The sequence below is a fragment of the Roseospira marina genome, from assembly GCF_014197855.1.
GTDB lineage: Bacteria > Pseudomonadota > Alphaproteobacteria > Rhodospirillales > Rhodospirillaceae > Rhodospira > Rhodospira marina.
In genome coordinates, this window is the sequence record NZ_JACIGJ010000013.1 from 75,703 (window position 1) to 102,144 (window position 26,442).

Here is a 26,442-nt window from a genome sequence, read left to right on the forward strand (position 1 = left end):
CCCAGCGGACCTTGAGGGGGGCGGTCCGAAGGGGGCGTGGCGGGGAACCCCGGAAAAGTGGGGTAGGAGGAAACGGGACAGAGGAAACACGGCGCGAAGCCACCAAGGCTCTCATGCGCCCCACGGATCCGGTCCGGCACACGCCAAGCGGTGCGTTCGGGTCGCGGGAACCGTCAGGTCGACGTCACGCTCTGGGTCTGCGACTCCGGAAAGGGGAGCCGCTGGTCTGGCCGAACGACGGGACGCTCAAGCCGGCAACCCGGCGGGCGTAAAGGAGCGGACACGCGGCCAACGGACCGGCCGCAACCCGAAACAGGGTCAGACGTGCATGGGACATGGAACCGGCCCTTTCACTGACCTATCACCGACCGATTGAGCAACGCATCCCGACAACCAACCAGCCGCCTAGGGTTCTCGCCCGTGGAGCGGGCTTATCGCGCCGCGCTCCACCTCTGCCCAACCCTACGCCAGGCCAGGGACACTGGATCACGGCGCGGGTCGAAAAAAGAGACGGCGCCGCTCTGGTATTCAGGCGAGAGGCGCCCCGCCAAACCCCCACATGGCGCGGGGTTTACCCGGCCGGGCCGCGTGCCGTACAACGAGGACCCTCAAGGACGCGCCATGATGGCGTGGTCCGGTTGCAAGGGAGATCGCCCGGCACCCAGCGCCGGGCGTGCGTGCCATGATTCGCATTGAGGCCCTGACCCACGTTTATCCGGGCGGACGCCGCCAGCCGCCACGCACGGCCGTGGCCGATCTGACCCTGCACATTCCAGAGGGACGGTTCACGATTCTGTCCGGCCCGAACGGCAGCGGCAAGAGCACCCTGTTCCGCATTCTGTGCGGCCTCGCCCGCCCCAGCCGGGGGCGCGTGCTGGTGGCCGGGCGTGACCTGCTGGCCGATCCGGCCGCGGCCCGCGCACGCATGGGCGTGGTGTTCCAAAGCCCGGCCGTGGACAAACACCTGAGCGTTCAGGAAAACCTGTCCATCCACGCGGCCCTGTACGGCCTGACCGGCGCGGCGTTCCGCGCCCGCCTCGACGAGGCGCTGGGGTGGACGGACCTGGACGGGCGGCTCGGGGACCGGGTCGACACGCTGTCGGGCGGCCTCGCCCGTCAGGTGGAGTTGGCCAAGTGCCTGCTGACGCGGCCGCGTCTCCTGCTGCTGGACGAGCCGACCACCGGCCTGGATCCGGCCAGCCGCCGCAGCTTCCTGTCCGCGTTGACCCGCCTCCGCCGCGAGCGGGGGATGACGGTGCTGATGACCAGCCATATCTTCAGCGAGGCGGAGGACGTCGACAGCGTCGCCATCATGGCCAACGGGCGGCTGCTGGCGCACGACACGCCGCAGGCCCTGCGGGCGCGCCTCAACACCGACGTTCTGGTGATCGACAGCCCGGAGCCGGACACGCTGGTCGAGCGGCTGCGCGCCGATCTGGGTGTGACGGCCATCCGTCACGGCGACGAACTGCGCGTCGACGAGCCGCCCGGTCATACGGACGCGGTGGCGCTGCTGGAGCGCGTGCTCAAGGACTATCGCCCGCTGGTGCGGGGCATCACCGTCAAGCAGCCCGCACTGGAGGATGTCTTTATTCATGTGACGGCGGAAGCGCGGGCCGCCCGCTCCGGCGCCACGCCCCAGGAGACTGCCGCATGACCGTTGCCGGCAAGGCCCCCGTGCACGGCGGCCCGGAAACCACCCTGTCCCGCGCCAACGATGCGTCCCTGGATGAGTCCGAGGCGCCGCCCCGTGCCTCGCTGTGGGCCGTCGGCGCGGCCCTGGCGCGGCGGGAGTTCACCCGCTTCATCCGCCAGCCCACCCGGGTCATCGGATCGATCGGACAGCCCCTGATTTTCTGGGTTCTGCTCGGCGCCGGCCTGACCCCTAGCTTCAGCGCCCCCGGGATGGAGGGCATGACGTACCTGGAGTACTTCTATCCGGGTGTGCTGATGATGATGATCCTGTTCGCGTCGGTGTTCGCGTCGATCACGATCATCGAGGATCGGGACCAGGGCTTTCTGCAGGGCGTGCTGGTGGCGCCCGTGCCGCGCCTGGGCATCGTGCTGGGCAAGGTGGGGGGCGCGTCGCTGGTGGCGCTGTTTCAGACCGCCATCCTGCTGGTCGCCGCGCCGTTCATCGGGCTGAGCGTGTCCATTGGTGGGGCGGTGCTGCTCGCGATCACACTGGTCCTGATCGCGCTGGGCTTCACCGGCCTGGGCTTCCTGTTCGCCTGGCCCATGAAGTCCACGGCGGGCTTCCACGCCATGATGATGGTCATCATGATGCCCATGTGGGTGCTGTCCGGCGCGTTTTTCCCGATTACGGGCGTGCCGTCCTGGCTGCACTGGATCATGATGATCAACCCCGTCACCCACGCCATGACTATCCTGCGGGCGCCGTTCTACGCCGACCCGCTGACGCTGTTCGGTCAAGGGTCGTATCTGATCGCCCTTGCCGTGGTGATCGTCTGGGTGGTCGGCTGCCTGTCGCTGGCGGCGGCCCGGGTTAGCGCCCGGGACAAGGGGATCGTTCAGAGCGCACCGTAAGGACCGGGGCGAAACGGTGAAACCCGCACGGACGGCGGGGTCGCCCCTGGTGATGCGCGCGGGCATCGTGTAAACACGCGGTTCCGCGACTCCGCATCCCTCCCGCCTCACTCGGTGCCCCGCCATGTCCGCCGCCGCTGCCCGCTGTCCGCTGTTCGTCGCCCTCGACACACCCGATCTGGATCGGGCGCGCACCTGGGCCCAGGCCGTTGCCGAGACCGGATGCGGCATCAAGCTCGGCCTGGAGTTCTTTGGCGCCCACGGCGCGGCCGGCGTGCGGGCCGTGACCGGGGACGCGGTGCTGCCGGTGTTCCTGGACCTCAAGTTTCACGACATTCCGAACACCGTGGCCGGTGCCGTCCGGTCCGTGACCCCGCTGGCGCCCGCGATCCTGAACGTCCACGCGGCCGGCGGGACCGCGATGATGCGCGCCGCCCGGGACGCCGCCGAGGAGACCGCCACCGGCCTGGGCGCGCCCCGGCCGAAGGTGATCGCGGTCACCGTACTGACCAGCCTGGACGACGCGGATCTGGCGGCCACGGGCGTGCCCGGCGGCGCCACGGATCAAGTTCGCCGCCTCGCCGCGCTCGCGGTCGACGCCGGACTCGACGGCGTGGTCTGCTCCGCGCGCGAAGCCCCCGTGCTGCGCGCCGACCTGGGGCCGGACGTCCTGCTCGTTACCCCGGGCGTCCGCCCGACCTGGGGCGCCACCGGCGACCAGAAGCGCGTGACCACCCCGGCCGAGGCCATGGCCGCCGGCGCCAGTTCCCTCGTGGTGGGCCGCCCGATCACCGGCGCCGCCGACGTCGCCGCCGCCGCCCGGCGGGTCCTCGACGAACTCGTGGGCTGAGGGAGACCGCCGCCATGCCGCCCCGCCCCGCAAAGCGCCCCCCCACGCGCCACATCGAGATCAAGATCTGCGGCCTGACCGACGTGGACGCCGTCGATGCCGCCGTGGCGGCCGGCGCGGACTGGCTCGGCGCCGTGTTCTTCCCGCCCTCGCCGCGCGCGGTGACGGCCGAGGAGGCCGCGGACCTGTTCGACGCCCTGCCCGACGATATCGGCACGGTCGGCCTGTTCGTCGACCCGGACGAGGCTCTGCTCGACCATGTGCTGAACCACGTCCGGCTCGACCTGATCCAGCTTCACGGCCGCGAATCCCCCGAGCGGATCGACGCCATCCGCCTGGACTACGGCCTCCCGGTCATGAAGGCGCTGGGGGTGTCCACACCGGCCGATCTGGAGGCCGCCACCGTCTACGCCGACCACGCCGACCGGCTGCTGCTGGACGCCAAGCCCCCAGCCGGGTCCGACCGGCCCGGCGGGCATGCCACCGCCTTCGACTGGTCCATCCTGGCCGGCTGGCACTCCCCCCTGCCCTGGATGCTGGCCGGGGGCCTCACGCCGGTCACGGTGGCCGAGGCCATCCGCGCCACCGGAGCCCCCGGCGTGGACGTCTCGTCCGGGGTGGAGCGCGCCAAGGGGCGCAAGGACGCTGCGTTGATTGAACGCTTCTGCGCCGCCGTGCGCGCCGCCGAGGGAGAGTAACCCGATGTCCGTCCCCCCGTTTCCGGAGCACCCGCAGCGCGAGATGCTCATCCGGGAGCTGCACGCGCGCCCGTCGGAGCCGCACAAGGCCCCGATGCGCATTTCGCAGATCACGATCCTGTCGGGAGAGCACGGCGGAGACTCGGACCGGGCCCATCTGGCGCGGTTGTGCAGCCGCAAGGGCGCGCCGCCGCCGGCCGAGGGCGCCAAACAACATGTCGCCGACTTCGGCGGATTGACGGTGAAGTGGGAGCGCCACACCGAGTTCAGTTCGTATGCGTTTTCCCGCCGGGCCCATTTCACCATGCCGTTCGAGCAGCCGGTCATCGAGGAGGTACCGCAGGATTGGCTCGCCGAGCTGCCCGGCGATGTGCTGTCGGCGGTGCACGTCGCCCTGCTGCCCAGCGCCGTCGAGATGCCCGACGCCGAGGAACTCTCGCTGCGCCACTTCAATGGCAATCCCCTGATCGCCAATACGGTAGCCGGCGGCAAGGCCCGGGTGTGGGCGGACTTCCGGCTCCATGCCGACCACTTCACCCGGATCCTCGTGCAGGACCTGGGTCTTGACGAGCGTCACGCCGGCCGCACGATTCAGCGCCTGATCGAACTGAACACCTATCGCGCGCTGTCGCTCCTGGCGTTTCCCCTGGCACAGGATACCCTTCCGCAGCTGCGGGGCATCGACGAAAGTCTGGCCGAGGTCAGCACGCGCATGGCCGACACGGCGGACCCCGCGACGGACGCCGAACTGCTGTCCCGTCTGTCGCAGCTGTCCGCCGATATCGAGAGTCTGGCCGCCCGTACCAGCTATCGATTCGGCGCCACGCGAGCCTACTACGGGCTGGTCCGCCAGCGGCTGCGCGATCTGCGCACCGACCGCCTCGAAGGCTACCTGACCATCGACGGCTTCCTGGATCGCCGCATGGGGCCGGCGATGGCCACCTGCGAAACGGCCGAGACGCGCCAGGAAGCGCTGGCCCAGCGCGCCACCCGCATCGGCAGCCTGCTGCGCGCCCGCGTCGAGGTGGCGGTGGAAAAGCAGAACAGCGACCTGCTGACCAGCATGAACGAGCGCTCCCGCATTCAGCTCAAGCTGCAAGAGACGGTCGAGGGTCTGTCCGTGGTGGCAATCAGCTACTACGCCGTCGGGCTGGTTAGCTATCTGTTCAAGGGCGTGGAGAGCACCGGCGTGCCGCTGAACGTCGGGATCGCCACCGGCCTGTCGGTGCCCGTGGTGGCCGGCCTCGTCTGGTACGGCATCCACACGGCCAAACACGCCGTGGTCAAGCGTAAGGACACGGATTAAAGGGGGCGGTGCCCCGCCCCAGGCACCGCTTTCATGCGCGTGCCAGCGCCTCAGGCGCGGCGTTTCGTGGCGCCTCAGGCGCGGCGTTTCGTGGCGCCTCAGGTGCGGCGTTTCGTGGCGCCTCAGGCGCGGCGTTTCGTGGCGCCTCAGGCGCGGCGTTTCGTGGCGCCTCAGGTGCGGCGTTTCGTGGCGCCTCAGGCGCCGGGGGTCTCCCGGCGCAGGCGCATCACCATGTCGAGGTCCTCAGGGCCCGCCAGGGTGCAGTTCAGATCGTGCAGGCGGCCGTTATCCAGCGAGTAAATCCATCCGTGGACCTGGAGAAACTGGCCGCGCGCCCAGGCGTCCTGAACGATCGTCGTGGCCGCCACGTTGCGGCTCTGCTCGATCACGTTCAACTCACACAGGGTGTCCAGGCGCGTCGCCTCGTCCAGGTCCGACAGGGCGTCGGCGTTCTGCGCCATGATGGTCTTGATCGGCCGCAGCCAGTTGTCGATTAGGCCGAAGGCGCGCCCGCTCATCGCGGCCCGCACGCCACCGCAGCCGTAATGGCCGGTCACGGCCACATGGCGGACCTTCAGGATCTCCACGGCGTATTGCAGAACGGCCAGCAGGTTCAGATCGGATGGCACGACCATGTTCGCCACGTTGCGGTGCACGAACAGCTCGCCCGGATCGAGCCCGACGATGTCGTTGGCCGGAACCCGGCTGTCGGAGCACCCGATCCAAAGGAACTCCGGCGACTGCTGATTGACCAACCGCTGGAAGAAAGCCGGATCGGCATCGGTCTTGCGCGCCCGCCAGGCGGCGTTGTTTGCAAACAGGCGTTCGATGGGCATCGCTGCGAGATCTCCCAACCGGTCACAAAAAAGGGGCTCGACCACGCGGTCAAGCCCGTCCTTAGATGCGTGGAGTCGCGAGGATCGGCCCCCCGACCTCTACAAGGCGATTGTGCGGGGCTCAGCACGACTCGGCCATTTCCTTAGGTTCCTGCCCTCGACGCGCCCGCAGGTCACCGGTTCGTGCCGGTATTCTGTGGCGGCATGTGACAAGGCCCGAGCTGATCGGTAGCCGAGGCTGCAGCCCCATGTCAAGGCGCAATCTGTCACGCGAGGCCCTGGACCATGACCCGCGCGCCCCATGCCTCCCGCGGCCGCCCCCTATGGCACCGTCCCATGTCCCCGCTCTGCGTCTGGCCGTACGATCTCAGAGGCGGCGGACACCGAGGACCGGGCGTCTATGGCCCGGACCAGATACGGCCCGGTGACCGAACGGGGATCGTCCATCAGCCCGGCCGGGCCTCCTTGATAGATCACGTGGCCCCCGTGTTTCCCGGCCCCCGGACCCATTTCAATCACATGATCCGCCGCCGCGATCATATCGAGATTGTGTTCGACGATGATCAGGGTGAGGCCTTGATCCAGAAGAGCCCTGAACATCGCGATCAGCCGGGCGACATCGGCCATGTGCAGGCCGGATGTGGGCTCATCGAACACGTATATGCGCCCCGTGCGACCGAGTTCGCCCGCCAGCTTCAGCCGCTGCCGCTCGCCCCCGGACAATGTCGACACCCGTTGCCCGATCTGTATGTAACCCAGCCCCACCTGGTCCAGTCGAGCGAGGGCCTCCGAAATCCGCCGATGACCGCCGAACACCGCGCGAAGCTCTGAGGCGCGCATGTCCATGATCTGATCGATCGCGTAACCCGCGACACGAATGGACCGGGCTTCGGCCGAGTAGCCCGACCCCGCGCACGCCTCGCAGGGCGCTTCAACGGCATCAAGAAACGCGAGATCGGTTTTGACCACGCCACGTCCCTTGCACGCCGGACAGGCCCCTGCCGCATTCGTGCTGAAGAGGCCAACGGGCTTGCCGCTCCGGCGCGCGTAGTCCCGCCGGACATCGTCCAGAATGCCAAGATAGCTTGCGGCGGTGGAGCGCGAGGAGCCGCGGAGTTCCGACTGGTCTATGACGACGATGTCCGCGCGAAGCCGCGGCAGGATGCGATTGGCGAGCGTCGACTTTCCGGACCCGGCGACGCCGGCGATCACGGTCATCAGACCCAGCGGGATGTCCACCGACAGGTCATGCACATTGAACATGGATTGGTTGGTGACGTGCACCCAGCCGGACGGCGCACGCGGCGCCGCATTGAGGTGCACGGGCCTGCGAAAACCCCGCCCGGTTTGGGTGTCGGACTCCTGCAGGCCGGCCACCGCTCCCTGATAGACGACCTGCCCGCCGGCGTGTCCAGAGCCGGGCCCGATGTCGATCACATGGTCGGCGATCGCAATCAGATCGGGATCATGTTCGACCAACAGAACGCTGTTGCCCTTGTCCCGCAAGCGGATCAGCAGCTGACCAAGATGGTGCACATCGCGGGCGTGGAGGCCGACGCTCGGCTCATCAAAGATGTAGGCAATGTCCGCAAGGCTGCTGCCGAGATGGCGGATCATCTTTATCCGCTGGGACTCCCCGCCGGACAACCCGGCCGTCCCACGGTCCAGGCTGAGATAATCCAGACCGATATCGATCATGCTCTCGAGCTTTTCCCGCAAGGACGAGAGAACCGGTCGCATCTCAGGCTCGTGAACGCCGCTCAGGAACCCCATGAGATCCGCCGCCTCCATGGCGGCACAGGCGGCAATGTTATGGCCCGCGATGCGACAGGACAGCACGGTCGGGTTCAGACGCGCCCCGCCGCACGCCGGACACGGCCCCGTCCGCGTGATCCGCTCAAGGGCGTCGCGCTCGGGCTCCGAAAGATCCGACAGGTTGCGGTCCAGAAAGGAGCGTCGCAACCGCGGCAGAACGCCTTCGTACACCGTGGTCTTGGGCCAGCCCGGCTTGGGGTCGGTAACGGGCGTCCCCTCGTCCACCGTCAAGCGTATCCACTCCGCATCGGAATAGGCGGACAGGGGCTTGGCCGTATCGAAAAAGCCGGACAGGGCGTAGCGCTTCCAGCGCCACGCTCCTGGTTCGAACCCCGGAAACAGGATGGCGCCGTCGTCCAGCGAGCGCCCACGATCGAACAAGGCCAGCTCGTCGACCACCCGGACCGTCCCGAGGCCTTGGCACTCTGGGCACATCCCGTCCGGGTTGTTGAAGGAGAACAGGCTCGATTCTCCGATATGAGGCTGGCCAATACGCGAAAACAGCAAGCGTAGGAGGGCATAGATTTCGGTCGCCGTCCCGACGGTCGATCGGGTGCTCCCGCCAAGCCGACGCTGATCCACGACAATAGACGCCGGCACGTTCTCCAGGCGATCCGCATCCGGCCGCCCCATATGCGGCATCCTGTTGCGCACGAAGGTCGGATAGGTTTCCGCCAGGTGGCGCTGTGACTCCGCCGCGATGGTATCGAACAAGAGCGATGATTTGCCGGAGCCGGACACACCGGTGAACACGACAAGATGTCCCTTGGGGATATCCAGGGATACATTTTTGAGATTGTTCGTTCGTGCACGAACAATCCGCATCGCTCCCTTGGTCATCGCCGCGTACCTTGGCCTGTCGCCAGGTGGTTTAAGGCCATCGCTCGGCCTCCAGCGCCCCGATCGCGCAAACCATCGCGCGGTGCCCTTGGTCGACCATGCGCGCGATCGTCAGCGCAAGCGTGATAGCAGTCCGTGGCGCATTCTGTGGCACGCCACGAAAAAGGGGCTGCGAAATACTTCGCAACCCCTTGATCTGATTGGTGGAGCCGAGGGGAATCGAACCCCTGACCTCTACAATGCCATTGTAGCGCTCTCCCAACTGAGCTACGGCCCCATAGTGTCTCGTCAGGCTACCTCGCCACAGCATCCCGTGGCTTCGGTCCGGATTGGGGTCCGGATCGACCCTCTCTCGGTGGGCTGCATGGCACCCCATGTCCCGGGAGAAGGAGAGGTTTTCGCGCCGCCCGGTGCGGCGCAACCCCCTGTCGAGGCCCGGGAACTTAGGGGCTGAGCCGGCCGGGGGCAAGCGGAAAATGCGGGGTTGGTCGACTTTTTTTGCGGCCTCCCGCACGCCCCGAAACGAACCCGCTCATCCCACAACGCACACGCACCACGCACGACCTTCATCGCCGTATCCGATCCCCGGCGCGAGCGCGCTGTCGTGCTCCGCGGCACTGGCCGTGTTGAAATGGCGGCTGGCCACCCTGTCATACTCGCGACGGAGCCCGGTCGACCACCCCGCCCGACCACGGTCCGTCTATTCGTCGTCGCCTTCGTTGTCGAGGTGGTCGATCACCTCGGCCATGTCCTCGTCGTCCTCGCCGAGGTCCGAGGCGTCCTCGATCATGTCGTCGCGTTCGTCATCGCTCGTGTCGTCATGATCACCCAGGTCGGTGTCGTCCAGTTCGGTCTCGTCCACGGACTCCAGGGATTCATCGGGCACGGGTGCCGCTTTCGGCTTTTTCTCCACCGGCGCCGGCCGAGCGCGGCGAGTCCGGGTGGGCGCCTCTTCCTCATACACCGCCTCGCACTTCGGGCAGATGATGGGCTGGCGCCGCATGTCGTAGAAGCGGGCTCCGCAAGAGCCGCAGGTTCGCTTGGATCCCCATTCCGGCTTGGCCACCCTTAATCCTCCCTGGATCTGGCTTCCGACACATGCCCTCCCCGGGTCGCATGTGGGCGCGCCTGGGCGAGTTGGGGGCGTTTGCCATCATCGTCCCGGCAAGTCAACGCTCTTGGTTCACCCGTTCGACTCCTGCATCCCAGAGAGGCCCTAAGCCCACACACAGAGCGGAGGACGGCGGCGGTGGCTGTTGCCGGACCCAACCGCGTGCTAGACCGCCCGACAGCGTACCCGCCGCCCGCCGTCAGTCGAGAGCCGCCACCATGACCGACACCGCATCTGTTCTGCCCTCCCCCGTCGAGACCGAGACGGTTGCCGCCGACACACGCGCGGCCCGCGCCGCCCTGAACGGACTGGCCGCGCTGCTGGCCACCGCCACCGTCGGTGAAAGCCGCCTGCCGGCGGATGCCCTTGCGGAGGGCCAGGACAGGCTGACGCAGGCCTTGGGAGCCACGCCGGCGGCGCCCAACGCCCCAGAGGGGCTTCCCGGACTGGCCGGATGCGGCCTCGGCGGCCTGCGCGAACCGGACGCGCCCCTTGATCTGCGCGCCCACCCCGCCCTGATCGCGCCCTTGTGCGGCCTGCTCGCCGCGCACGACGGGACGGCCGTCATCTTGGCCGACGCCCTGCCGAAGGGACTGGTTCCGCTTCTGGAAACCATGGGCGCCGCCGTGCAGGGGGCCGACCACGGCGCCCGTCCGCCCCTGTCGCTGCGTGGGACCCCGACCCTTATGGTGCCGGCGATGGTCCCGGAGGACCAACCGCACGAACCGGTCCCGCTGGCCCTGGCGCGCCTGTTCGCCGGCCTCGCGTGCCCCGGCCGGACCACGGCCGCCCTGCCCCCGACGCTGGGCGGTCCCTTGGCCGACCTGCTGGCCGCGTTCGGCATTCCGGTCGCCCTCGCCCCCTGCGGCGCACGGCTGGCGCTGACGGTCACCGGCGAGGCGGAGACGACGCCCGCGAGCCTTACGGCGGACTGGGTGACGGCCCCGCCCTGGGTCCGAGCCGCGCAGGCCGCCTCCACGGGCGCGATCACCGTGGCCATCGATGGGCCCGCAGCGGCCGGCAAAGGCACCCTGGCCCGATCGCTGGCGGATGCCCTGGGCCTAGCCTATCTGGACACGGGGCGCCTGTACCGGGCGACCGGCTACAGCGTTCTGCAAGCGGGCGGCGACCCGTCCGATCCGGCGGCGGCGGAACAGGCCGCGCGGTCCCTCGACACCCGCGTGCTGGCCGATCCCGCGCTGCGCAGCGAGGCGGCCGGGGATGCGGCCTCCCGTGTGGCGGCCATTCCCGCGGTGCGCGACGCCCTGCTGGCGTTCCAGCGCCAGTTCGCCCGCACTCCGCCGGATGGGGCTTGGGGCGCGGTGCTCGACGGCCGCGATATCGGGTCGGTCGTATGCCCGAGCGCACCGGTCAAACTCTTCGTTACAGCCAGCGCGGAAACCCGGGCGCAACGGCGCTTTCTTGAGTTGCGGGATGCCGGTCAAGACGTTATAGAGTCGCGCATCCTTCAGGACATGAAGGCGCGGGACGCCCGGGATTCCTCTCGCGGCATTGCGCCGCTTGTGCCCGCGGCTGATGCCGTTGTGCTGGATACGTCCGATCTTGATCGGACCGAGGCGCTCGCCGCCGCGTTCGCCCTTGCGGGTGATCGCCTGCGGGCCGCCGGCAGCGATGTCGCCCGCGCAAGCATGAGCCACACCGGCGCCTCCTGAACAAACGCCTTGGCAAAGACCGCCGGACCCAACCGGCTGGCCAGAAAAAACCGTGAACGACCCGAAAGGAAGACCACAGATGGCCGAAGCCGCCACCCAGACTCTCGAGTCTGAATCCTTTGCAGAGAATTTCGAGGCCCTGCTCAACGAGTCCCTCGGCGAGAATGCCTCGCTGGAAGGCACCGTGATCCGGGGCACCGTGATCGCCGTCCGCAACGATCACGTTGTGGTCGACGTCGGCCTGAAGTCCGAGGGGCGCGTGCCCTTGAAGGAGTTCACCAAAGCCGGCGAGGACCCCGAGCTTCGGCCCGGTGACACCATCGACGTGTTCGTCGAGCGCTACGAGGACCGTGACGGCAACATCATGCTGTCGCGCGACAAGGCCCGCCGCGAGGAAGCCTGGAACGAGCTCGAGAAGGCCTACAACAACACCCAGCGCGTCAAGGGTCAGATCTTCGGCCGCGTCAAGGGTGGCTTCACCGTCGATCTGTCGGGCGCCATGGCCTTCCTGCCGGGCAGCCAGGTGGACATCCGCCCCGTGCGCGACGTCACCCCGCTGATGGGCCAGCCGTTCGAGTTCCAGATCCTGAAGATGGACCGCGCGCGCGGCAACATCGTGGTCTCCCGCCGCTCCGTGCTGGAAGAGACCCGCGCCGAAGAGCGCGCCAAGCTGCTGGAGCGCCTCAAGGAAGGCGAGATCCTGGACGGTGTGGTCAAGAACATCACCGACTACGGCGCCTTCGTGGACTTGGGCGGTGTCGACGGCCTGCTGCACGTCACCGACATTTCGTGGAAGCGCATCAACCACCCGACCGAGGCCCTGAACATCGGCCAGACGGTTCGCGTGCAGGTGATCCGCTTCAACCCGGACACCCAGCGCATCAGCCTCGGCATGAAGCAGCTTGAGGCCGATCCGTGGGAAGGTGTCGCCGCCAAGTACCCGGTCGGCACGGTCTTCACCGGCCGCGTCACCAACATCACCGACTACGGCGCGTTCGTGGAGCTGGAGCCGGGCGTCGAGGGTCTGGTGCACGTCTCCGAGATGAGCTGGACCAAGAAGAACATCCACCCGGGCAAGATCGTCTCCACCAGCCAGGAAGTGAACGTCATGATCCTGGACGTGGATCCGGACAAGCGCCGGATCTCGCTGGGTCTGAAGCAGACCATGGGCAACCCCTGGTCCGACTTCCTGGAGCGCTTCCCGCAGGGGTCCGAGGTCGAAGGCGAGATCAAGAACATCACCGAGTTCGGCCTGTTCATCGGCCTGCCCGGCGAGATCGACGGCATGGTGCACCTGTCCGACCTGGACTGGAGCCGCTCCGGCGACGAGGCGGTCAAGGACTACGGCAAGGGCGACGTGGTGCGGGCCAAGGTGCTCGACGTCGACGTGGACAAGGAGCGGATCAGCCTGGGCATCAAGCAGCTCGGCGATGACCCGTACTCCGCCGCCACGGCCGACCTGCGCAAGGGCCAGATCGTCACCGGTGTCGTGACCCAGGTGCAGGACAACGGCATCGAGGTCGAGGTCAGTGGTGCGATCGGCTTCATCCGCAAGGGCGATCTGGCGCGCGACCGCGCCGACCAGCGGCCCGAGCGCTTCGCCGTCGGCGAGAAGGTGGACGCCAAGATCACCAACATCGACAAGGCGAACCGTCGTCTCGGCCTGTCCATCAAGGCCCGCGAGGTCGACGAGGAAAAGCAGGCGATGGCCGACTACGGCTCGACCGACTCCGGCGCGTCGCTCGGCGACATCCTGGGCGCGGCCCTGAAGCAGGCGCAGCAGGACAAGAACAGCGACTCCTAAGCGGTCCGATCCCGGAGCCGTCCCGAACCCCGGTTCGGGGCGGCTCCGGCCCGAGAAAGCCCCGGCGCAAGGACCGCGCCGGGGCTTTTTTTTGGTTCATCACGGAATTCCGGGGAAGGCGTCGCCGATTTTGAGGACGACCTAGCCGTCATCCCGGTAGCCGCAAACCATCCGCTTAATGACCTTGATGCGGTTGTTGATGCCTTCGAGAACGCTGGTGTTGAGGCGCCAGACGGTTGCGGCAGCGATCCTGCGAGGTAAGGCTCAAGCCGCTTGGCGAGGCGCATCAGGGCTGGAATGGCGCCATCAGGCGCCGTTCTCGTCCCGTTGTGCCAAGCGGTAAGGGGGACTCCGGGAAACGCTGAACCGACGCGGGAACGGAATCAACGCACCGATCGAGCACACCGATCGGACGGGGTCCAGGACTTGTCGTTCGTGTGGTGACAAACTTGGTCCGGTGTCCCCGGGGGCAAGGCGCCGGGCACGCTGTCCGCGTTCGGGCCGCACGGGTGACCCGGCGCGCACGCAGACCGGAAAAATCGTTCATCTGGAAGACGTTATCTTGACCGCAACGCAGCCCTTTGGCAGCTTAGGGTTTCTTGAGGCTGCCTGGGGGAGGCGAGACGGTTTCGACGCCGAGTCGCCCGATCGAATGTAGCCGGAGGCTCATGGGGACTGACAGGATGACGAAGTCCGAACTGATCGCCCGGATCGCGGAACTCAACCCGCATCTGTACCAGCGCGATGTCGAGCGCATTGTCTCCACCATCTTCGACGAAATCGCCGGGGCGTTGACCCGGGGTGATCGTGTGGAATTGCGGGGCTTTGGCGCCTTCTCGGTGAAGTACAGGGACTCCCGGACGGGGCGCAACCCACGCACGGGCGAGACCGTCGAAGTCGAGGCCAAAGCGGCCCCCTATTTCAAGACCGGAAAGCAACTCAGGGAATTGTTGAACGGGGGGGAAGGTGTCCAGTAAAGTGGACACCCGCCTGAGGGAGGCAGGCCGAAATCCGGCGTGTGACGGGGGCTGACAAGACCGTACCGCCGGGAATTTCGTTCTGTTTCCGGGTGGGGAACCGACGCCTGGAGCGTCTGGTTTCCTTGACACCAAGGCGCCGGGTTTCGGTGGCGGGGGTTCTCATGCGTGAATCGTGAGGCCGTGCCATGAGACGCGGGGGCTGGCAACACTCAAGAACGGGACGCGACCAGTGTTCAAATTCTTCGTTTGGGTGATCGGGCTGCCGATCGTCGTACTCGCTGTTTTCTTCGCGATCTCCAACCAGGAGGCCACGACCTTCACGATGTGGCCGACGGAATATTCCATCGCCATGCCGCTGTTCTGGGCGGTTGAGGGCGCCCTTGTGATCGGCCTGCTCCTGGGCATCTTCTTTGCCTGGCTGTCGGCAAGCCGCCGCCGGAGCGAAGTCCGCCGCCTGCGCAGCGAGCTGAACACGGCCCGCCGCCGCGCGGATCAGGCCGAATCCAAGCTGAAAGCCGCTTGAGCCGGCCCGGACCGTCTGGCCGGAGGCTCCGGCGCGAGACGGCTCGGACGGCATAACACCACGTCGTGTGCCGGGGACCCGGCTGGCTGAACCGGGTCCCCGACCGCGCGAGACCTCTCCCGAAGGAAACCGTTAGACGGGGACCTCCGGGATGCATGGCGCCCATGCGCCGCAGACGCTTGCGCCTCGCGCTCCTGAGTGGCTTTGTGCATGAATCGCCGTTGAGACGTGTCCTTTCCCGGGTGTGTCTCCGACCTTTGATCTTGCCACTCCGGTTCCATGCCCAGTGAGTCCGATGACACGGTCCCCGACGGGACCTCCCTGTCCGTGACGCCCTCCCCCGCGGACGAGCCCGCCCTCGTCGCGGCCGCCGACGCCTTGCGCGCGGGTCGGCTGGTGGCGTTCCCGACCGAGACCGTCTATGGCCTGGGCGCGGACGCGCGTTCCGACGCCGCCGTCGCGGCCATCTACGCCGCCAAGGGACGCCCCGCGCACAACCCCATCATCGTTCATGTCGCCGATCTGGCCGCCGCCGCACCGCTGGTCGATGTGACGGGCGCCGCCGCGCGTCTGGCCGACCACTTCTGGCCCGGCCCGCTGACCCTGGTGCTGCGCCGGGCACCGGACTCCCCCCTATGCGCCCGGGTGTCCGCCGGCGGCCCCACGGTCGCCATTCGCGCGCCCGCGCACCCGGTCGCGCAAGCCCTGCTGCGCCGCGCCGCCCTGCCCGTGGCCGCGCCGAGCGCCAACCGCTCTGGAGCCGTCAGCCCGACCACGGCCGCGCATGTGGCGGCGGATCTGGGATCCGTCCCGGCCCCAATGCTGGCCCTGATCCTCGACGGCGGCCCCTGCGACGTGGGCGTCGAGTCGACGGTGCTGGACCTCAGTGGCCCGGCGCCCCGCCTGCTCCGCCCCGGCGGCACAACGCGGGAGGCCCTGGAGGCCGTGCTCGGCCACCCTATTGACGGCCCCGACGGCGGTTCCAGCCCAACACACGGGTCGGGAACCGTGCTGGCGTCGCCCGGCCTGCTCGCCAGCCATTACGCCCCGGCGCGTCCGGTCCGACTGAATGCACACGCGGCCCACGACGGTGAGGCCCTGCTGGGATTTGGTGACACGCCCGGCGCGACTCTGAACCTCAGCCCGGCGGGCGATCCGGCCGAGGCCGCGCGCAACCTGTTCGCCATGCTGCGGGCGCTGGACCGCCCTCCCTTCCGGGGGATCGCGGTCTCGCCCATTCCCGGAGCGGGCCTTGGCCAGGCCCTGAACGACCGCCTGGCCCGCGCCGCCGTCCCGCGCCCCCCGTCGTCCTGACGACGCCAACATATCTTCGTCCTGACGACGCCAACAAACCGTCATGTAACCCCGGCTGGGATCGCCGCCCCTGGATCGGTACCCTATCGGGCATCAACCGGTATGGCGGCCCCAGGGTGCGACGGGAGACGCCTAAAACGCGAGGAGAGCCATGACCACCGTTTCCAGCCTCGGCGTGATGCTGACCCGCTACGATGCGGCCGCGCTGCCGGGCGCGTTCGACATGCTTGAGGCCGCCGGCGCCGCGCACGTCGAGATCAACCCCGCCCTGCTGCACGCCATCGTGAACGGGCGCCCGCACACCCCGGTCGTGAATCAGATCGTGGCGGCGCTCCAGGGGCGCCCCCTTGGCGTGGTTCTGCACGCGCCGCTGTCGCTGAACCTGATGGACGACACCAACGCCGCCATCCAACGGTCCGTCGGTGAGGCCAGCCTGGAGATCGCCGCCGCCCTAGGCGCGCGCCGCATGGTGGTCCACCCGGGCTGGATCGAGACGTCGCGCCTGCGCCTGGAGCGCGATGCGCTAATGGCGCGGGAGCGGGATGGCCTGCGCGCGCTCGGCGACGTGGCGGCGAGCGCGGGCGTCACCCTGTGCCTGGAAAACATGCCGACCAACGAGGATTACGCCGACGGGTCCCTCATCAATCACGGGCTCGACTGCCGCAGCGTCGCCGCACAGGTGGCCGCCGTCGATCACCCCAACGTGGCCGCCACCATCGACGTGAGCCATGCCTATATCGCCAGCCGCTGCCAGGGCTTCACCCTGACGGATCAGCTTTGCGCGCTGGCGCCGGTCACGCGCCACATGCATCTGCACGATTCCTTCGGTAAAGTACCCACGTTGCCCCGTCCCCGGGCCGGGGAGACTCTGGCCTATGGCATGGGCGATCTCCACCTCCCGCTCGGCTGGGGCGATCTGCCGTGGGAGACGGCGCTGACCGGCCTGCCACTGCCCGACGAGGTCAGCCTGACGCTGGAGATCACGCCGCGCTACGCCACGGCCGAAACGCTGGCGGACAGCGTCACGCGCGCCCGGGCGCTCGCCGCCCGCCTGACCGGCACGGCGCGACGCGCGGCGGCGGAATAGAACGGACACCGCCGGTGCGGCGGAAGGGGAGTTCCATGGACGGCAGCAGCCCACGCCACCCCGGGACCGACGGCGGCCTCGTGTATGTCGTCGGGGCATCGGGGGTCGGCAAGGACACGCTGATCGACTGGGCGAAGCGGCGCATCAACTCGGATTGCCCGGACCTGCCCATCGTGTTCGCGCACCGCTACATCACGCGCGCCAACAGTGTGCAGGGCGAGATCCACGTGCCGCTTCAGCCGGCGGAGTTCCGAACCCGTGAGACGGCCGGCCTGTTTGCCCTGACGTGGGAAAGCCTGGGCGACCGCTATGCGATCGGCACCGAAATCGACGCATGGCGCGCCGCCGGGCTGACGGTGGTCGTCAATGGCTCGCGCCTTCATCTGCCGGTCGCCGCGGAGCGCTATCCGGACCTGCGACCGGTGCTCATCACCGCGACGCCGGACATGATCCGTCGGCGGCTGCAATCGCGGGGCCGCGAAGACTCCGCGGCCATCGAGGCCCGCCTGCAACGGTCGCAGGCGCTCACCGTCCGCCATCCGGCCCTCGCCCGCGTGGACAACAGCGGCCCGGTCGAGGCCGGCGGCGCCCGTCTCATGGCGCTGCTGCAGGCGGTGGCCACGGCCCCCCAGCGAAGGGCGCTGGCACACGAGACGCACGAGTGACGCCTGCCCCCTCTCGCCGGGCGAGGTCACCCTGGTCGGACCCACCGAATCTCGTGGGTGCGTTGGCGCACGATCCTATATCTATGCGCGACTCGCTGCCTCAAAGAATTATGTTGCAAAATCAGTGAGATCATAGAAAACTCTAAGATAGACGTTTAGGCTTGTGTTCCGGCGCGGACTCACGGCGGTCCGGCCGCGAGTCCGAGCAGCGGCGACTCACCTCCCAGGGCGGGAGCGAGCGGATGGCGCAGACGACGCGCGCCACGGGGAGAGCGATCATGCGTGCGACGGGTCGGAGATGGCGAGCCCTGCTCAGCGGCGCCGGAGTGGCGACTCTGATGGCGTCTCCGGCGTTCGGCGATCCGACGCCCGAGGGCGTGTACCTCGGCCTCGGCGGCGGCGTGACGTTCGACGACAGCGGCAAGGTCGAGTCCGGGGGCGTGGCACACGACCTCGACACCGATGTCGGCGCGCTGGGGCTGGCCACCGTCGGCTATTCCTTCGGCTCCGGCCTGCGGAGCGAGCTGGAAGGCGGCTACCGGCACAATGGTGTCTCAAGCTGGGGCGGCGCGGATCTGGACGGTGACATGAGCGCCTGGCACGCGATGGTCAACGCCCTGTACGAGTTCGATACCGGGTCCGGGTTCACGCCGTACCTCGGCGCCGGACTGGGCGCCGCCATCGTCGACATCGACGCCCGCAACGACCGCACGGGACAAAGCCTGACGGATTCGGACGTCGGGTTCGCCTATCAGGCCATCGTCGGCTTCGGATACGACGTCACGGATGGGCTGGCGCTGACCGCCGACTACCGGTTCTTCCACGCCCCCGATCTGGAGCACGACTCCTCCGACGGCAGCGTGGCCGATGGGTATGCCAACCACGCGGTGGTGTTCGGCCTGCGCTACGCCTTCGGCACGGGCCCGGCCCCGGCCCGGACCGAAACCGCGCGATCGGCCGAGGTGACCGCGCCGCAGGTGCCGGTTCCGCCGTCGGTGGTGCCGACCAGCTATCTCGTGTTCTTCACCTTCGACAGCGCGGCCCTGTCGCCGCAGGCCGTGAGCATCGTCGACACGGCGGCCCAGAACGCGCTGACCGTCGGCAAGACCCGGATCACGGTCACCGGCCACACCGATCGGGTGGGCGAGCCGTCCTACAACATGGTGCTGTCGCAGCGGCGAGCGGCCTCGGTCATGGAACGGCTGGTCTCCCAGGGCATTCCGCCCGAGGGCATCGTGGTGTTCGCACGCGGCGAGGAAGAGCCCCTCCTGCCGACCGCCGATAACGTCCGGGAGCCCCAGAACCGCCGCGTCGAAATCTATCTGATGTAAGGCGCCCCTCCAGGGGCGGCGCCGTCCGTGCGGCGCGCCCCCGGACGTCGTGCTCGTGCGATCAGCGCGACAGCAGCAACGGCAGCGTCAAGCCCGGCAGGATCGACTTCGTCACGCCGCCCCGACGCAGCCGCGGCGTGTCGTAGGCCCCGTGCGCCCCCATGGCCAGCATGTCCGCCGCCAGGTCCGCGCAGCGCGACAGGATCAGCTCACTGACCGGAATGTCGGTGGGGGCCTCGTGCTCGATCTGGGCCGGGATGCCGTGCCGGGCGAGCATCGCCTTATGCGCTTCCCAGCGCCATTGCTGCGCCACCGGATCCCGGCTGACCGCCAGCAGGGTCACCATCGAACAGCCGGTCAGATACGGCAACGCATCCGACAGGGCGCGGGCACTGGCCGCGTCCTCGTTCAGGGCGATGACGGCCCGTTCCGGCATGGCGAAGCTCTTGGTGATGTAGGGCAGCACCAGCATCGGACGGCCGGCGCTGACGGCCACCTGTTCGATGACGTCGTTCGGCACCGTATGGCCGGCGTCGCCCTCGCGCGGCTGCGACAGAATGCCAAGGTCGGCGGTCTGGAGATTGGCCGCGATCTGAACGCCGATCACGTTGGCGTCCGCCCCCCGAATGCCGTGCCAGCCGCAGGCCATCCCGCGCTGGGCGCAGGCCTCGCGGAACGGCGCCTCGGCCGCATCCACCTTGGCCAGGAAGTCCGAAGACACCTGACGGCTGTACGGATGCCGCTCGGTGTGATCGACCACCCCATAAATTCCGAGCACGAAGCCGGACTCCGGCGCGTCACCGAGAAGGGATCGAGCGATATCCAGGCGCGTCCGCCAAGCGTCGGTATCGTCCACGTGAACCAGGATGGTGCGCGGCATCATGTATGATAGTCCTCCCTGTCTGACGCCCGTATTCCTGCCGTTGTTCCCGGTGTTCCCGGGCGTCGTTCGTCCCGGTCGGCGTTATACCACGGCTTATTCCCCTCCCGTAAGGGTGAAGGGGTCCGGCCGGAGCCTTGCCACGCCCTTCCCTTTGCCCGAGACTTTTCCACGGCTCGGCACTATCGGGCCGGAAACGACCGCCGAAACCGGCGGCGCACAACGCGAGGAGGGACGCCATGGGACTGACGGGATTGATGCGCGAGCGTATGGCGCGCGATGAGGGGCCCATCCGGGTGGCGCTGGTGGGAGCCGGGAAGTTCGGCGCGATGTTCCTGGCGCAGGCGCCGACCAGCCCCGGCATTCGGGTCGTCGCGATCGCCGACCTGGATCCCGCTCGCGCGCGCCGCACGCTGGAAAGCGTCGGCTGGCGCGCCGACCGCATCGACGCGGTCCGCATTGGCGATGACGCCGAAGCCGTGATGGCGGCGGACGATGTCGAGGTGGTGGTTGAGGCCACCGGCGACCCCTGGGCCGGCCTCCGCCACGCCCGCGCCGCCCACAAGGCCGGCAAGCACGTGGTCATGGTCAACGTCGAGGCGGACGTCCTGGCCGGTCCCCTGCTCGCCCGCGAGGCCAAGGCGGCCGGCGTGGTGCACTCCATGGCTTATGGCGACCAGCCGGCGCTGATCTGCGAGCTGGTGGACTGGGCGCGGGCCTGCGGGTTCGAGGTGACCGCCGCCGGCAAGGGCACAAAATACCTGCCCGGGTACCATGAATCGACGCCCGAAACGGTCTGGGACCACTACGGCATCAGCGGGGAGCAGGCGGCGGCCGGCGGCATGAACCCGCGCATGTTCAACTCGTTCCTCGACGGCACCAAGTCCGCCATCGAGATGGCGGCGGTCGCCAACGCCACCGGGCTGGCGGCCCCCGTCCACGGTCTGGGCTTCCCGCCCAGCGGCGTCGACGACCTGCCGCACACCCTGCGGCCGCGCGCCATGGGCGGGCAGCTCGACGGGCGCGGCATGGTCGAGGTGGTCTCGTCGCTGGAACGCGACGGCCGACCCGTCTTTCGCGACCTGCGCTGGGGCGTGTATGTGACGCTGGAGGCGCCGACCAACTACGCCGGGGCCTGTTTCCGCCAGTACGGGTTGCTCACCGACCCCAGCGGCCGCTTCGCCGCCATGTACAAGCCGTTCCACCTGATCGGCATGGAGTTGAACGTCTCCATCCTGTCGGCCGTGCTGCGGCGCGAGCCCACCGGCACCCCGCGCCAGTTCTCCGCCGACGTGGTCGCGGTGGCCAAGCGCGACCTGGCCGCCGGCGAAACCCTCGACGGAGAAGGCGGGTTTACGGTCTGGGGCCGGCTGACCACGGCCCGGCGCTCCCTGTCGGACGGCGCCCTGCCGATCGGGCTGGCCCACGGGGTCCGGCTGACCGCGCCGGTCCGCCGGGGTGAGGTGGTGCGGCAGACCGACGTGGCGCTCGACGAGGCGCACGAAGCGGTCGCCCTGCGCCGCGCGCTGGAAGCGGACAGCCGCGCCACACTTGGGCTGGATCCCCTGCCCACGCCGGCACCGGTGGCCTGAGTCCGCCGCCGGACTGCGCAAATCGATACGGGGGGCTCTACCCAAGGATGGATCCGCCCTCCTTCGAAAGCAGGGACCGCATTTTTTCCCTTGCGCGCCGTTTTTCCCTCACCCAAATCATTCGCGTTCGGTTGCCCAACCGGGGACCGGACAGAGCACAACGGGGTCATGCGGCACGTCCGGTGGCCCCGGTGCACAGCCGAACGGGCGCGATCGTGACGATGCGCCCGGCCCATAGAGCGGTTCGCAGTCCGACCTACATTCGGCGTCGGCGGAACCGTCCATGAAGTCGCTTCTGAAGGAGGACTCCATCATGCGTACCTTTGACCTCGCCCCCCTGCACCGCTTCGCCATCGGCTTCGACAACGTCAGCCGCCTGCTGGATGCCGCCAGCCGCGTCGACGAGCAGGCCACCGCCTATCCCCCGTACAACATTGAAAAGGTCTCCGAGAACGACTACCGGATCACGATGGCCGTGGCCGGGTTCGCGCCCGAGACCCTGGACGTCACCGTGCACGACAGCACGCTGGTGATCTCCGGCCGTCAGGAGCGCGCCACCGAAGAGGCGAACCGCTACCTGCATCGCGGCATCGCGACCCGGGCGTTCGAGCGCAAGTTCGAGCTGGCCGATCATATCAAGGTGCGTGGTGCGTCCATCGAGAACGGCCTGCTGCACGTCAGCCTGGAGCGCGTCGTGCCGGAGGAGAAGAAGCCGCGCAAGATCGAGATCGCCTCGACCACCGGAGCCACCGCCCTGGAGCATCAGACCGAAGACGCCCAGCCGAGCGAGCAGGTTGCCGCCGCGTAACGGCCGACGCCCGATAGGCTTTGCCTGTCCGGCGTCATAGAAAGTGTGTCTCCGCCCCGCGTCCGGGTCTTCCGGGCGCGGGGCATCCGTTTGCGGGCCAACCCCTTTGCGCCGCTGAACCGGATCGGTATATGAAGGGCCGCATCGTCCCCTGAACGACCGGAGCCCGGCATGACCCGCCGCATCGTCTGCACCTACCACGTCACGGCCGACGCCGACACCATCGAGGCCCGCGCCAAGGGCATCGCGGTCGAGCAGTCGGTGGAGATGCCTCTGGCCGCCATCACCGATCAACGGGTGATGGACGAGATCGTCGGCAAGGTGCAGGACATCGCGGAGCTGGCGCCGGGCCTGTACGCCGTGACCATCGGGCTGGCGACGGAGACGGTGGGCGACGACGCCGGCCAGCTCATCAACATGATCTACGGCAACACCTCCATTCAGCCGGACACCGTGCTGGCGGACGCCGCGTTCCCGCCGGAGATCCTGGAGACGTTCGGCGGCCCGCGTCAGGGCATCGCCGGATTGCGCGCCCGCGTGAACGCACCCGACCGCGCGCTGACGTGCTCCGCGCTGAAGCCGCAGGGCCTGCCGGTGCCGGGGCTGGCCGATCTGGCCTACCGCTTCGCTCTGGGCGGCCTGGACTTCATCAAGGACGACCACGGCCTCGCCAACCAGCACTACGCGCCCTATGTGGAGCGCGTGCCGGCCGTCGCCGCCGCCGTGCGCAAAGCACGGGAGGAAACCGGGGGCCAGACCCGCTACATCCCCAGCCTGACCGGCGGCCTCGACCAGTTGCGCGAACAGGCCCGCATCGCCCGCGACGAGGGCCTGGACTGCCTGATGATCCAGCCCATGATCTGCGGTTTCCCGGCCATGCAGACGCTGGTGCGCGAAAACCCGGACATGGCGTTCTTCACCCATCCGACCATGACGGGGGCCGCGCGCATCGATCCCCGGTTCCTGCACGGCACGCTGTTCCGCCTGCTGGGCGGGGACGCGGTGGTCTACACCAACCACGGTGGCCGCTTTGCCTTCACCCGCGAGGTGTGCATGGAGCTGGGCCAGCGCGCCACGCGCTCGTGGAACGGCCTGAAGCCCGCCCTGCCCGTCCCGGCCGGCGGCATGACCCTGGACCGGGTGCCGGAGATGATCGAATGCTACGGCCGCGACGTCATGCTGCTGATCGGCGGCGGCCTGCTGCTGGCCAAGGAAAACCTGGTCGAGGAAACCCGGACATTCCAGGACCATGTCGCGGCCCTGAGCGCGGCGGCGCCCGCCTCGGTTGCCGCCGTCGCCGAGTAGGATCAAAGGAGAGACGGACATGCGCGACGACACGTCGAAGCCGGCCACCCCGCCCGTCCGCCGCCAGACAGAGCCGCAGCGCTGGGAGGGTGTGGACGTGCTCGCCTACAAGGAGGAAGGCAGCGCCCCCTTCAAGGCGGTGACAAGGCAGATCCTGTTTTCGGAGCCCTGGCTCGGCTGCGAGCTGCGCTATTTCGAGGTCGCGCCCGGCGGGCACAGCACCTTGGAGCGCCACGAGCACGCGCACGGCGTCATGATCCTGACGGGCGCCGCCCTGTGCCTTCAGGGCGACACGGTACGCCGCGTGAAGTCGCAGGATCTGGTGACGATCGCGCCCATGACATGGCACCAGTTCCGCACCCTCGGCGATGCGCCCATGGGCTTTCTGTGCATGGTCAACGCGGAGCGTGATCGCCCGCAGTTGCCGACCGAGGCCGACCTGGAGGGCCTGCGCGCCACGCCGGCCGTTGCGGCCTTCCTGGACGGGCAGGACCCAACGACGTCTGAATAGCGGGCCGGCTACCGACTCCATAGGTCATCGTTCGATGCCGTTGGTCTTCAAGAGACCCTAGCGCCCTCAGCCCTCCTTCATACGCAGGGCTTCGATGAAGGCGGACTGCGGGATTTCGACCTTGCCGAACTGCCGCATCTTCTTCTTGCCCTCTTTCTGCTTCTCCAGAAGCTTGCGTTTCCGGGTGATGTCGCCGCCGTAGCACTTGGCGGTCACGTCCTTACGCATGGCCGAAATGGTCTCGCGCGCGATCACCCGCCCACCAATGGCGGCCTGCAGCGGGATCTTGAACATGTGGCGCGGGATCAGGTCCTTCAGCCGCTCGCAGATCTGGCGGCCGCGGTTGTCCGCCTGGGTGCGGTGAGCGACGAAGGCCAGTGCATCCACCGGCTCGTTGTTGACCAGGATGGAAACCTTGACGAGGTCGGAGGCCGTGTACTCCGACATCTCATAGTCGAAGCTAGCATAGCCCCGCGAAATCGACTTCAGCCGATCATAAAAGTCGAACACGATTTCGTTCAGCGGCAGCTTGTAGACCGCCATCGCCCGCGACCCGGCATAGGTCAGATCGAGCTGCTCGCCCCGCCGCTCCGTGCACAGCTTCAGCACCGGCCCCAGGTATTCGTCCGGCACCATGATGGTCGCCTTCACCCAGGGTTCCTCGATGGTGTCGATCGTCGCCAGATCCGGCATGTCGGCCGGGTTGTGAAGCTCCAGATAGTCGCCGTTGGTCAGGTGCATCTTGTAGACCACGCTGGGCGCGGTCGTGATCAGATCCAGGTCGAACTCACGGCTGAGGCGCTCCTGGATGATCTCCATGTGCAGCAGGCCGAGGAACCCGCAGCGGAACCCGAAGCCCAGCGCCGCCGAGGTTTCCATCTGGTATTCGAAACTGGCGTCGTTCAGCCGTAGCTTGCCGAGGCTGTCGCGCAGAGTCTCAAAGTCCGACGTGTCCACGGGAAACAGACCGCACCACACGACGGGCACGGACGGACGGAAGCCCGGCAGCGGCGTCTCGCAGGGCTTGCGGTCGTCGGTCAGCGTGTCGCCGACCTGGGTGTCGGCCACCGACTTGATGCCCGCCATGATAAAGCCCATCTCGCCGGCGGACAGGGTCTCCGTCTCCACCAGCTTGGGCGTGAACATGCCCACCTTGTCGATGGGATGCACGGCGCCGGTGCGCATCATGCGCATCTTCATACCCTTGCGGAACGTGCCGTCGATCACGCGCACCAGGGTCACGACGCCCAAATACGGGTCGTACCAGGAATCGACCAGCAGGGCCTTGGCCGGGGCCTCCGCCTCGCCGGTCGGCGGCGGCAGACGCCGGACCAGGGCTTCCAGCACGTCCGGCACACCCTGCCCGGTCTTGGCGGAGATCATCACGGCCTCAGACGCATCAATGCCGATCACGTCCTCGATCTGCTCCTTGATCCGCTCGGGCTCGGCCGCTGGCAGGTCGATCTTGTTGAGGACCGGCACGATCTCCAGATCGTTCTCAAGCGCCAGATAGACATTGGCCAGCGTCTGCGCCTCGACCCCCTGGGAGGCGTCCACCACCAGGATCGCGCCCTCGCAGGCGGCCAGGGAGCGCGAGACCTCGTACGAGAAGTCCACATGCCCCGGGGTGTCCATCAGGTTGATGGCGTAGGTCTTGCCGTCGCCGGCCTGATAGGTCAGGCGGACGGTCTGGGCCTTGATCGTGATGCCGCGCTCGCGCTCGATGTCCATGCTGTCGAGCACTTGCTCTTTCATCTCACGGTCGTCGAGGCCGCCGCACATCTGGATCATGCGGTCCGCCAGCGTGGACTTGCCATGATCGATGTGCGCGATGATCGCGAAGTTGCGGATATGCGAAAGGTCGGTCATGGATGGTCGAACCTGCAACGGGGGGAGCGGCGGCGCGCACAAGCAACGGGGCGGATAGCGCGGTCTGACCCGCGCCCCGCCCGATGGCGCCGGAGGT

23 protein-coding genes and 1 tRNA gene are annotated in these 26,442 nt (G+C 68.3%); 17 read left to right on the plus strand and 7 right to left on the minus strand.

Features of this window, described 5'->3' with window-relative positions; genetic code table 11:
• Positions 1-682: 682 nt before the first annotated feature.
• From GGD82_RS15465 to GGD82_RS15485, 5 genes are all read left to right on the plus strand, one after another.
• Positions 683-1,657, plus strand: coding sequence for an ABC transporter ATP-binding protein (locus tag GGD82_RS15465; RefSeq protein WP_150063028.1), 975 nt, complete (start codon positions 683-685; stop codon positions 1,655-1,657).
• On the plus strand, positions 1,654-2,547 hold the full coding sequence (locus GGD82_RS15470; RefSeq protein ID WP_150063029.1) for an ABC transporter permease: 894 nt from the start codon (positions 1,654-1,656) through the stop codon (positions 2,545-2,547). The genes GGD82_RS15465 and GGD82_RS15470 overlap by 4 nt, the downstream gene beginning before the upstream one ends.
• A gap of 124 nt (positions 2,548-2,671) precedes the next feature.
• Positions 2,672-3,397 (plus strand): orotidine-5'-phosphate decarboxylase, encoded by a 726-nt coding sequence (gene pyrF, locus GGD82_RS15475; protein WP_150063030.1) that lies wholly within the window; start codon positions 2,672-2,674, stop codon positions 3,395-3,397.
• Positions 3,398-3,411: 14 nt separating this feature from the next.
• The gene (locus tag GGD82_RS15480) at positions 3,412-4,095 is read left to right on the plus strand and encodes a phosphoribosylanthranilate isomerase (RefSeq protein WP_150063031.1); all 684 of its coding nucleotides are present in this window, start codon (positions 3,412-3,414) and stop codon (positions 4,093-4,095) included.
• A 4-nt stretch (positions 4,096-4,099) separates the two neighbouring features.
• Positions 4,100-5,401, plus strand: coding sequence for a DUF3422 family protein (locus GGD82_RS15485; protein ID WP_150063032.1), 1,302 nt, complete (start codon positions 4,100-4,102; stop codon positions 5,399-5,401).
• Between the two features lie 194 nt (positions 5,402-5,595).
• Here the strand turns inward: GGD82_RS15485 and can are convergent, their stop codons facing one another.
• The 4 genes from can to GGD82_RS15505 form a co-directional block, all read right to left on the minus strand.
• The gene (gene can / locus GGD82_RS15490) at positions 5,596-6,237 is read right to left on the minus strand and encodes a carbonate dehydratase (protein WP_150063033.1); all 642 of its coding nucleotides are present in this window, start codon (positions 6,235-6,237) and stop codon (positions 5,596-5,598) included.
• Between the two features lie 321 nt (positions 6,238-6,558).
• Positions 6,559-8,805, minus strand: coding sequence for an ATP-binding cassette domain-containing protein (locus GGD82_RS21460; RefSeq protein WP_211364792.1), 2,247 nt, complete (start codon positions 8,803-8,805; stop codon positions 6,559-6,561).
• A gap of 288 nt (positions 8,806-9,093) precedes the next feature.
• Positions 9,094-9,169 (minus strand) — tRNA-Ala (locus GGD82_RS15500).
• A gap of 423 nt (positions 9,170-9,592) precedes the next feature.
• Positions 9,593-9,958: a TIGR02300 family protein gene (locus GGD82_RS15505; RefSeq protein WP_150063035.1), complete on the minus strand. Its 366-nt coding sequence runs from the start codon at positions 9,956-9,958 to the stop codon at positions 9,593-9,595.
• A gap of 1,031 nt (positions 9,959-10,989) precedes the next feature.
• On the opposite strand from GGD82_RS15505, the gene cmk reads away from it, so the two are divergent.
• Positions 10,990-11,676, plus strand: a complete 687-nt coding sequence (cmk, locus tag GGD82_RS15510; RefSeq protein WP_170284354.1) for a (d)CMP kinase — start codon at positions 10,990-10,992, stop codon at positions 11,674-11,676.
• Between the two features lie 79 nt (positions 11,677-11,755).
• Positions 11,756-13,480 carry a 30S ribosomal protein S1 gene (rpsA, locus tag GGD82_RS15515; protein WP_150063036.1) on the plus strand — a complete coding sequence of 575 codons (1,725 nt, stop codon included), beginning with the start codon at positions 11,756-11,758 and terminating at the stop codon, positions 13,478-13,480.
• Between the two features lie 141 nt (positions 13,481-13,621).
• Here the strand turns inward: rpsA and GGD82_RS15520 are convergent, their stop codons facing one another.
• On the minus strand, positions 13,622-13,729 hold the full coding sequence (locus GGD82_RS15520) for a transposase (protein WP_375782134.1): 108 nt from the start codon (positions 13,727-13,729) through the stop codon (positions 13,622-13,624).
• A gap of 434 nt (positions 13,730-14,163) precedes the next feature.
• On the opposite strand from GGD82_RS15520, the gene ihfB reads away from it, so the two are divergent.
• The 6 genes from ihfB (at position 14,164) to GGD82_RS15550 (ending at position 19,380) form a co-directional block, all read left to right on the plus strand.
• Positions 14,164-14,457: an integration host factor subunit beta gene (gene ihfB / locus GGD82_RS15525; protein ID WP_150063037.1), complete on the plus strand. Its 294-nt coding sequence runs from the start codon at positions 14,164-14,166 to the stop codon at positions 14,455-14,457.
• Positions 14,458-14,689: 232 nt separating this feature from the next.
• Positions 14,690-14,983 carry a lipopolysaccharide assembly protein LapA domain-containing protein gene (locus tag GGD82_RS15530; RefSeq protein WP_150063038.1) on the plus strand — a complete coding sequence of 98 codons (294 nt, stop codon included), beginning with the start codon at positions 14,690-14,692 and terminating at the stop codon, positions 14,981-14,983.
• Positions 14,984-15,262: 279 nt separating this feature from the next.
• Entirely contained in the window at positions 15,263-16,297 is a 1,035-nt protein-coding gene (locus GGD82_RS15535; protein WP_150063039.1) for an L-threonylcarbamoyladenylate synthase, read from the plus strand.
• A 151-nt stretch (positions 16,298-16,448) separates the two neighbouring features.
• Positions 16,449-17,384, plus strand: a complete 936-nt coding sequence (locus GGD82_RS15540; RefSeq protein ID WP_150063040.1) for a sugar phosphate isomerase/epimerase family protein — start codon at positions 16,449-16,451, stop codon at positions 17,382-17,384.
• Positions 17,385-17,419: 35 nt separating this feature from the next.
• A complete protein-coding gene (gene phnN / locus GGD82_RS15545) occupies positions 17,420-18,049 on the plus strand; it encodes a phosphonate metabolism protein/1,5-bisphosphokinase (PRPP-forming) PhnN (RefSeq protein ID WP_150063041.1) in 630 nt (209 codons plus the stop codon).
• Between the two features lie 278 nt (positions 18,050-18,327).
• Positions 18,328-19,380 carry an OmpA family protein gene (locus GGD82_RS15550; RefSeq protein ID WP_170284350.1) on the plus strand — a complete coding sequence of 351 codons (1,053 nt, stop codon included), beginning with the start codon at positions 18,328-18,330 and terminating at the stop codon, positions 19,378-19,380.
• Positions 19,381-19,441: 61 nt separating this feature from the next.
• Here GGD82_RS15550 and GGD82_RS15555 read toward each other — a convergent pair whose 3' ends face one another.
• Entirely contained in the window at positions 19,442-20,263 is an 822-nt protein-coding gene (locus GGD82_RS15555; protein ID WP_150063043.1) for a putative universal stress family protein, read from the minus strand.
• Between the two features lie 236 nt (positions 20,264-20,499).
• Here GGD82_RS15555 and GGD82_RS15560 point away from each other — a divergent pair, with 236 nt between their 5' ends.
• The 4 genes from GGD82_RS15560 to GGD82_RS15575 all read left to right on the plus strand — a co-directional run bounded on the left by GGD82_RS15560 (position 20,500) and on the right by GGD82_RS15575 (position 24,476).
• Entirely contained in the window at positions 20,500-21,852 is a 1,353-nt protein-coding gene (locus GGD82_RS15560) for an NAD(P)H-dependent oxidoreductase (RefSeq protein ID WP_150063044.1), read from the plus strand.
• A gap of 313 nt (positions 21,853-22,165) precedes the next feature.
• A complete protein-coding gene (locus tag GGD82_RS15565; RefSeq protein WP_150063068.1) occupies positions 22,166-22,660 on the plus strand; it encodes an Hsp20 family protein in 495 nt (164 codons plus the stop codon).
• A 171-nt stretch (positions 22,661-22,831) separates the two neighbouring features.
• Entirely contained in the window at positions 22,832-23,965 is a 1,134-nt protein-coding gene (locus GGD82_RS15570) for a RuBisCO large subunit C-terminal-like domain-containing protein (protein WP_150063045.1), read from the plus strand.
• Between the two features lie 19 nt (positions 23,966-23,984).
• Positions 23,985-24,476, plus strand: coding sequence for a cupin domain-containing protein (locus GGD82_RS15575; RefSeq protein ID WP_150063046.1), 492 nt, complete (start codon positions 23,985-23,987; stop codon positions 24,474-24,476).
• Between the two features lie 66 nt (positions 24,477-24,542).
• On the opposite strand, the gene lepA is transcribed toward GGD82_RS15575, so the two are convergent.
• The gene (gene lepA, locus GGD82_RS15580) at positions 24,543-26,345 is read right to left on the minus strand and encodes a translation elongation factor 4 (protein WP_150063047.1); all 1,803 of its coding nucleotides are present in this window, start codon (positions 26,343-26,345) and stop codon (positions 24,543-24,545) included.
• Positions 26,346-26,442: the final 97 nt, after the last annotated feature.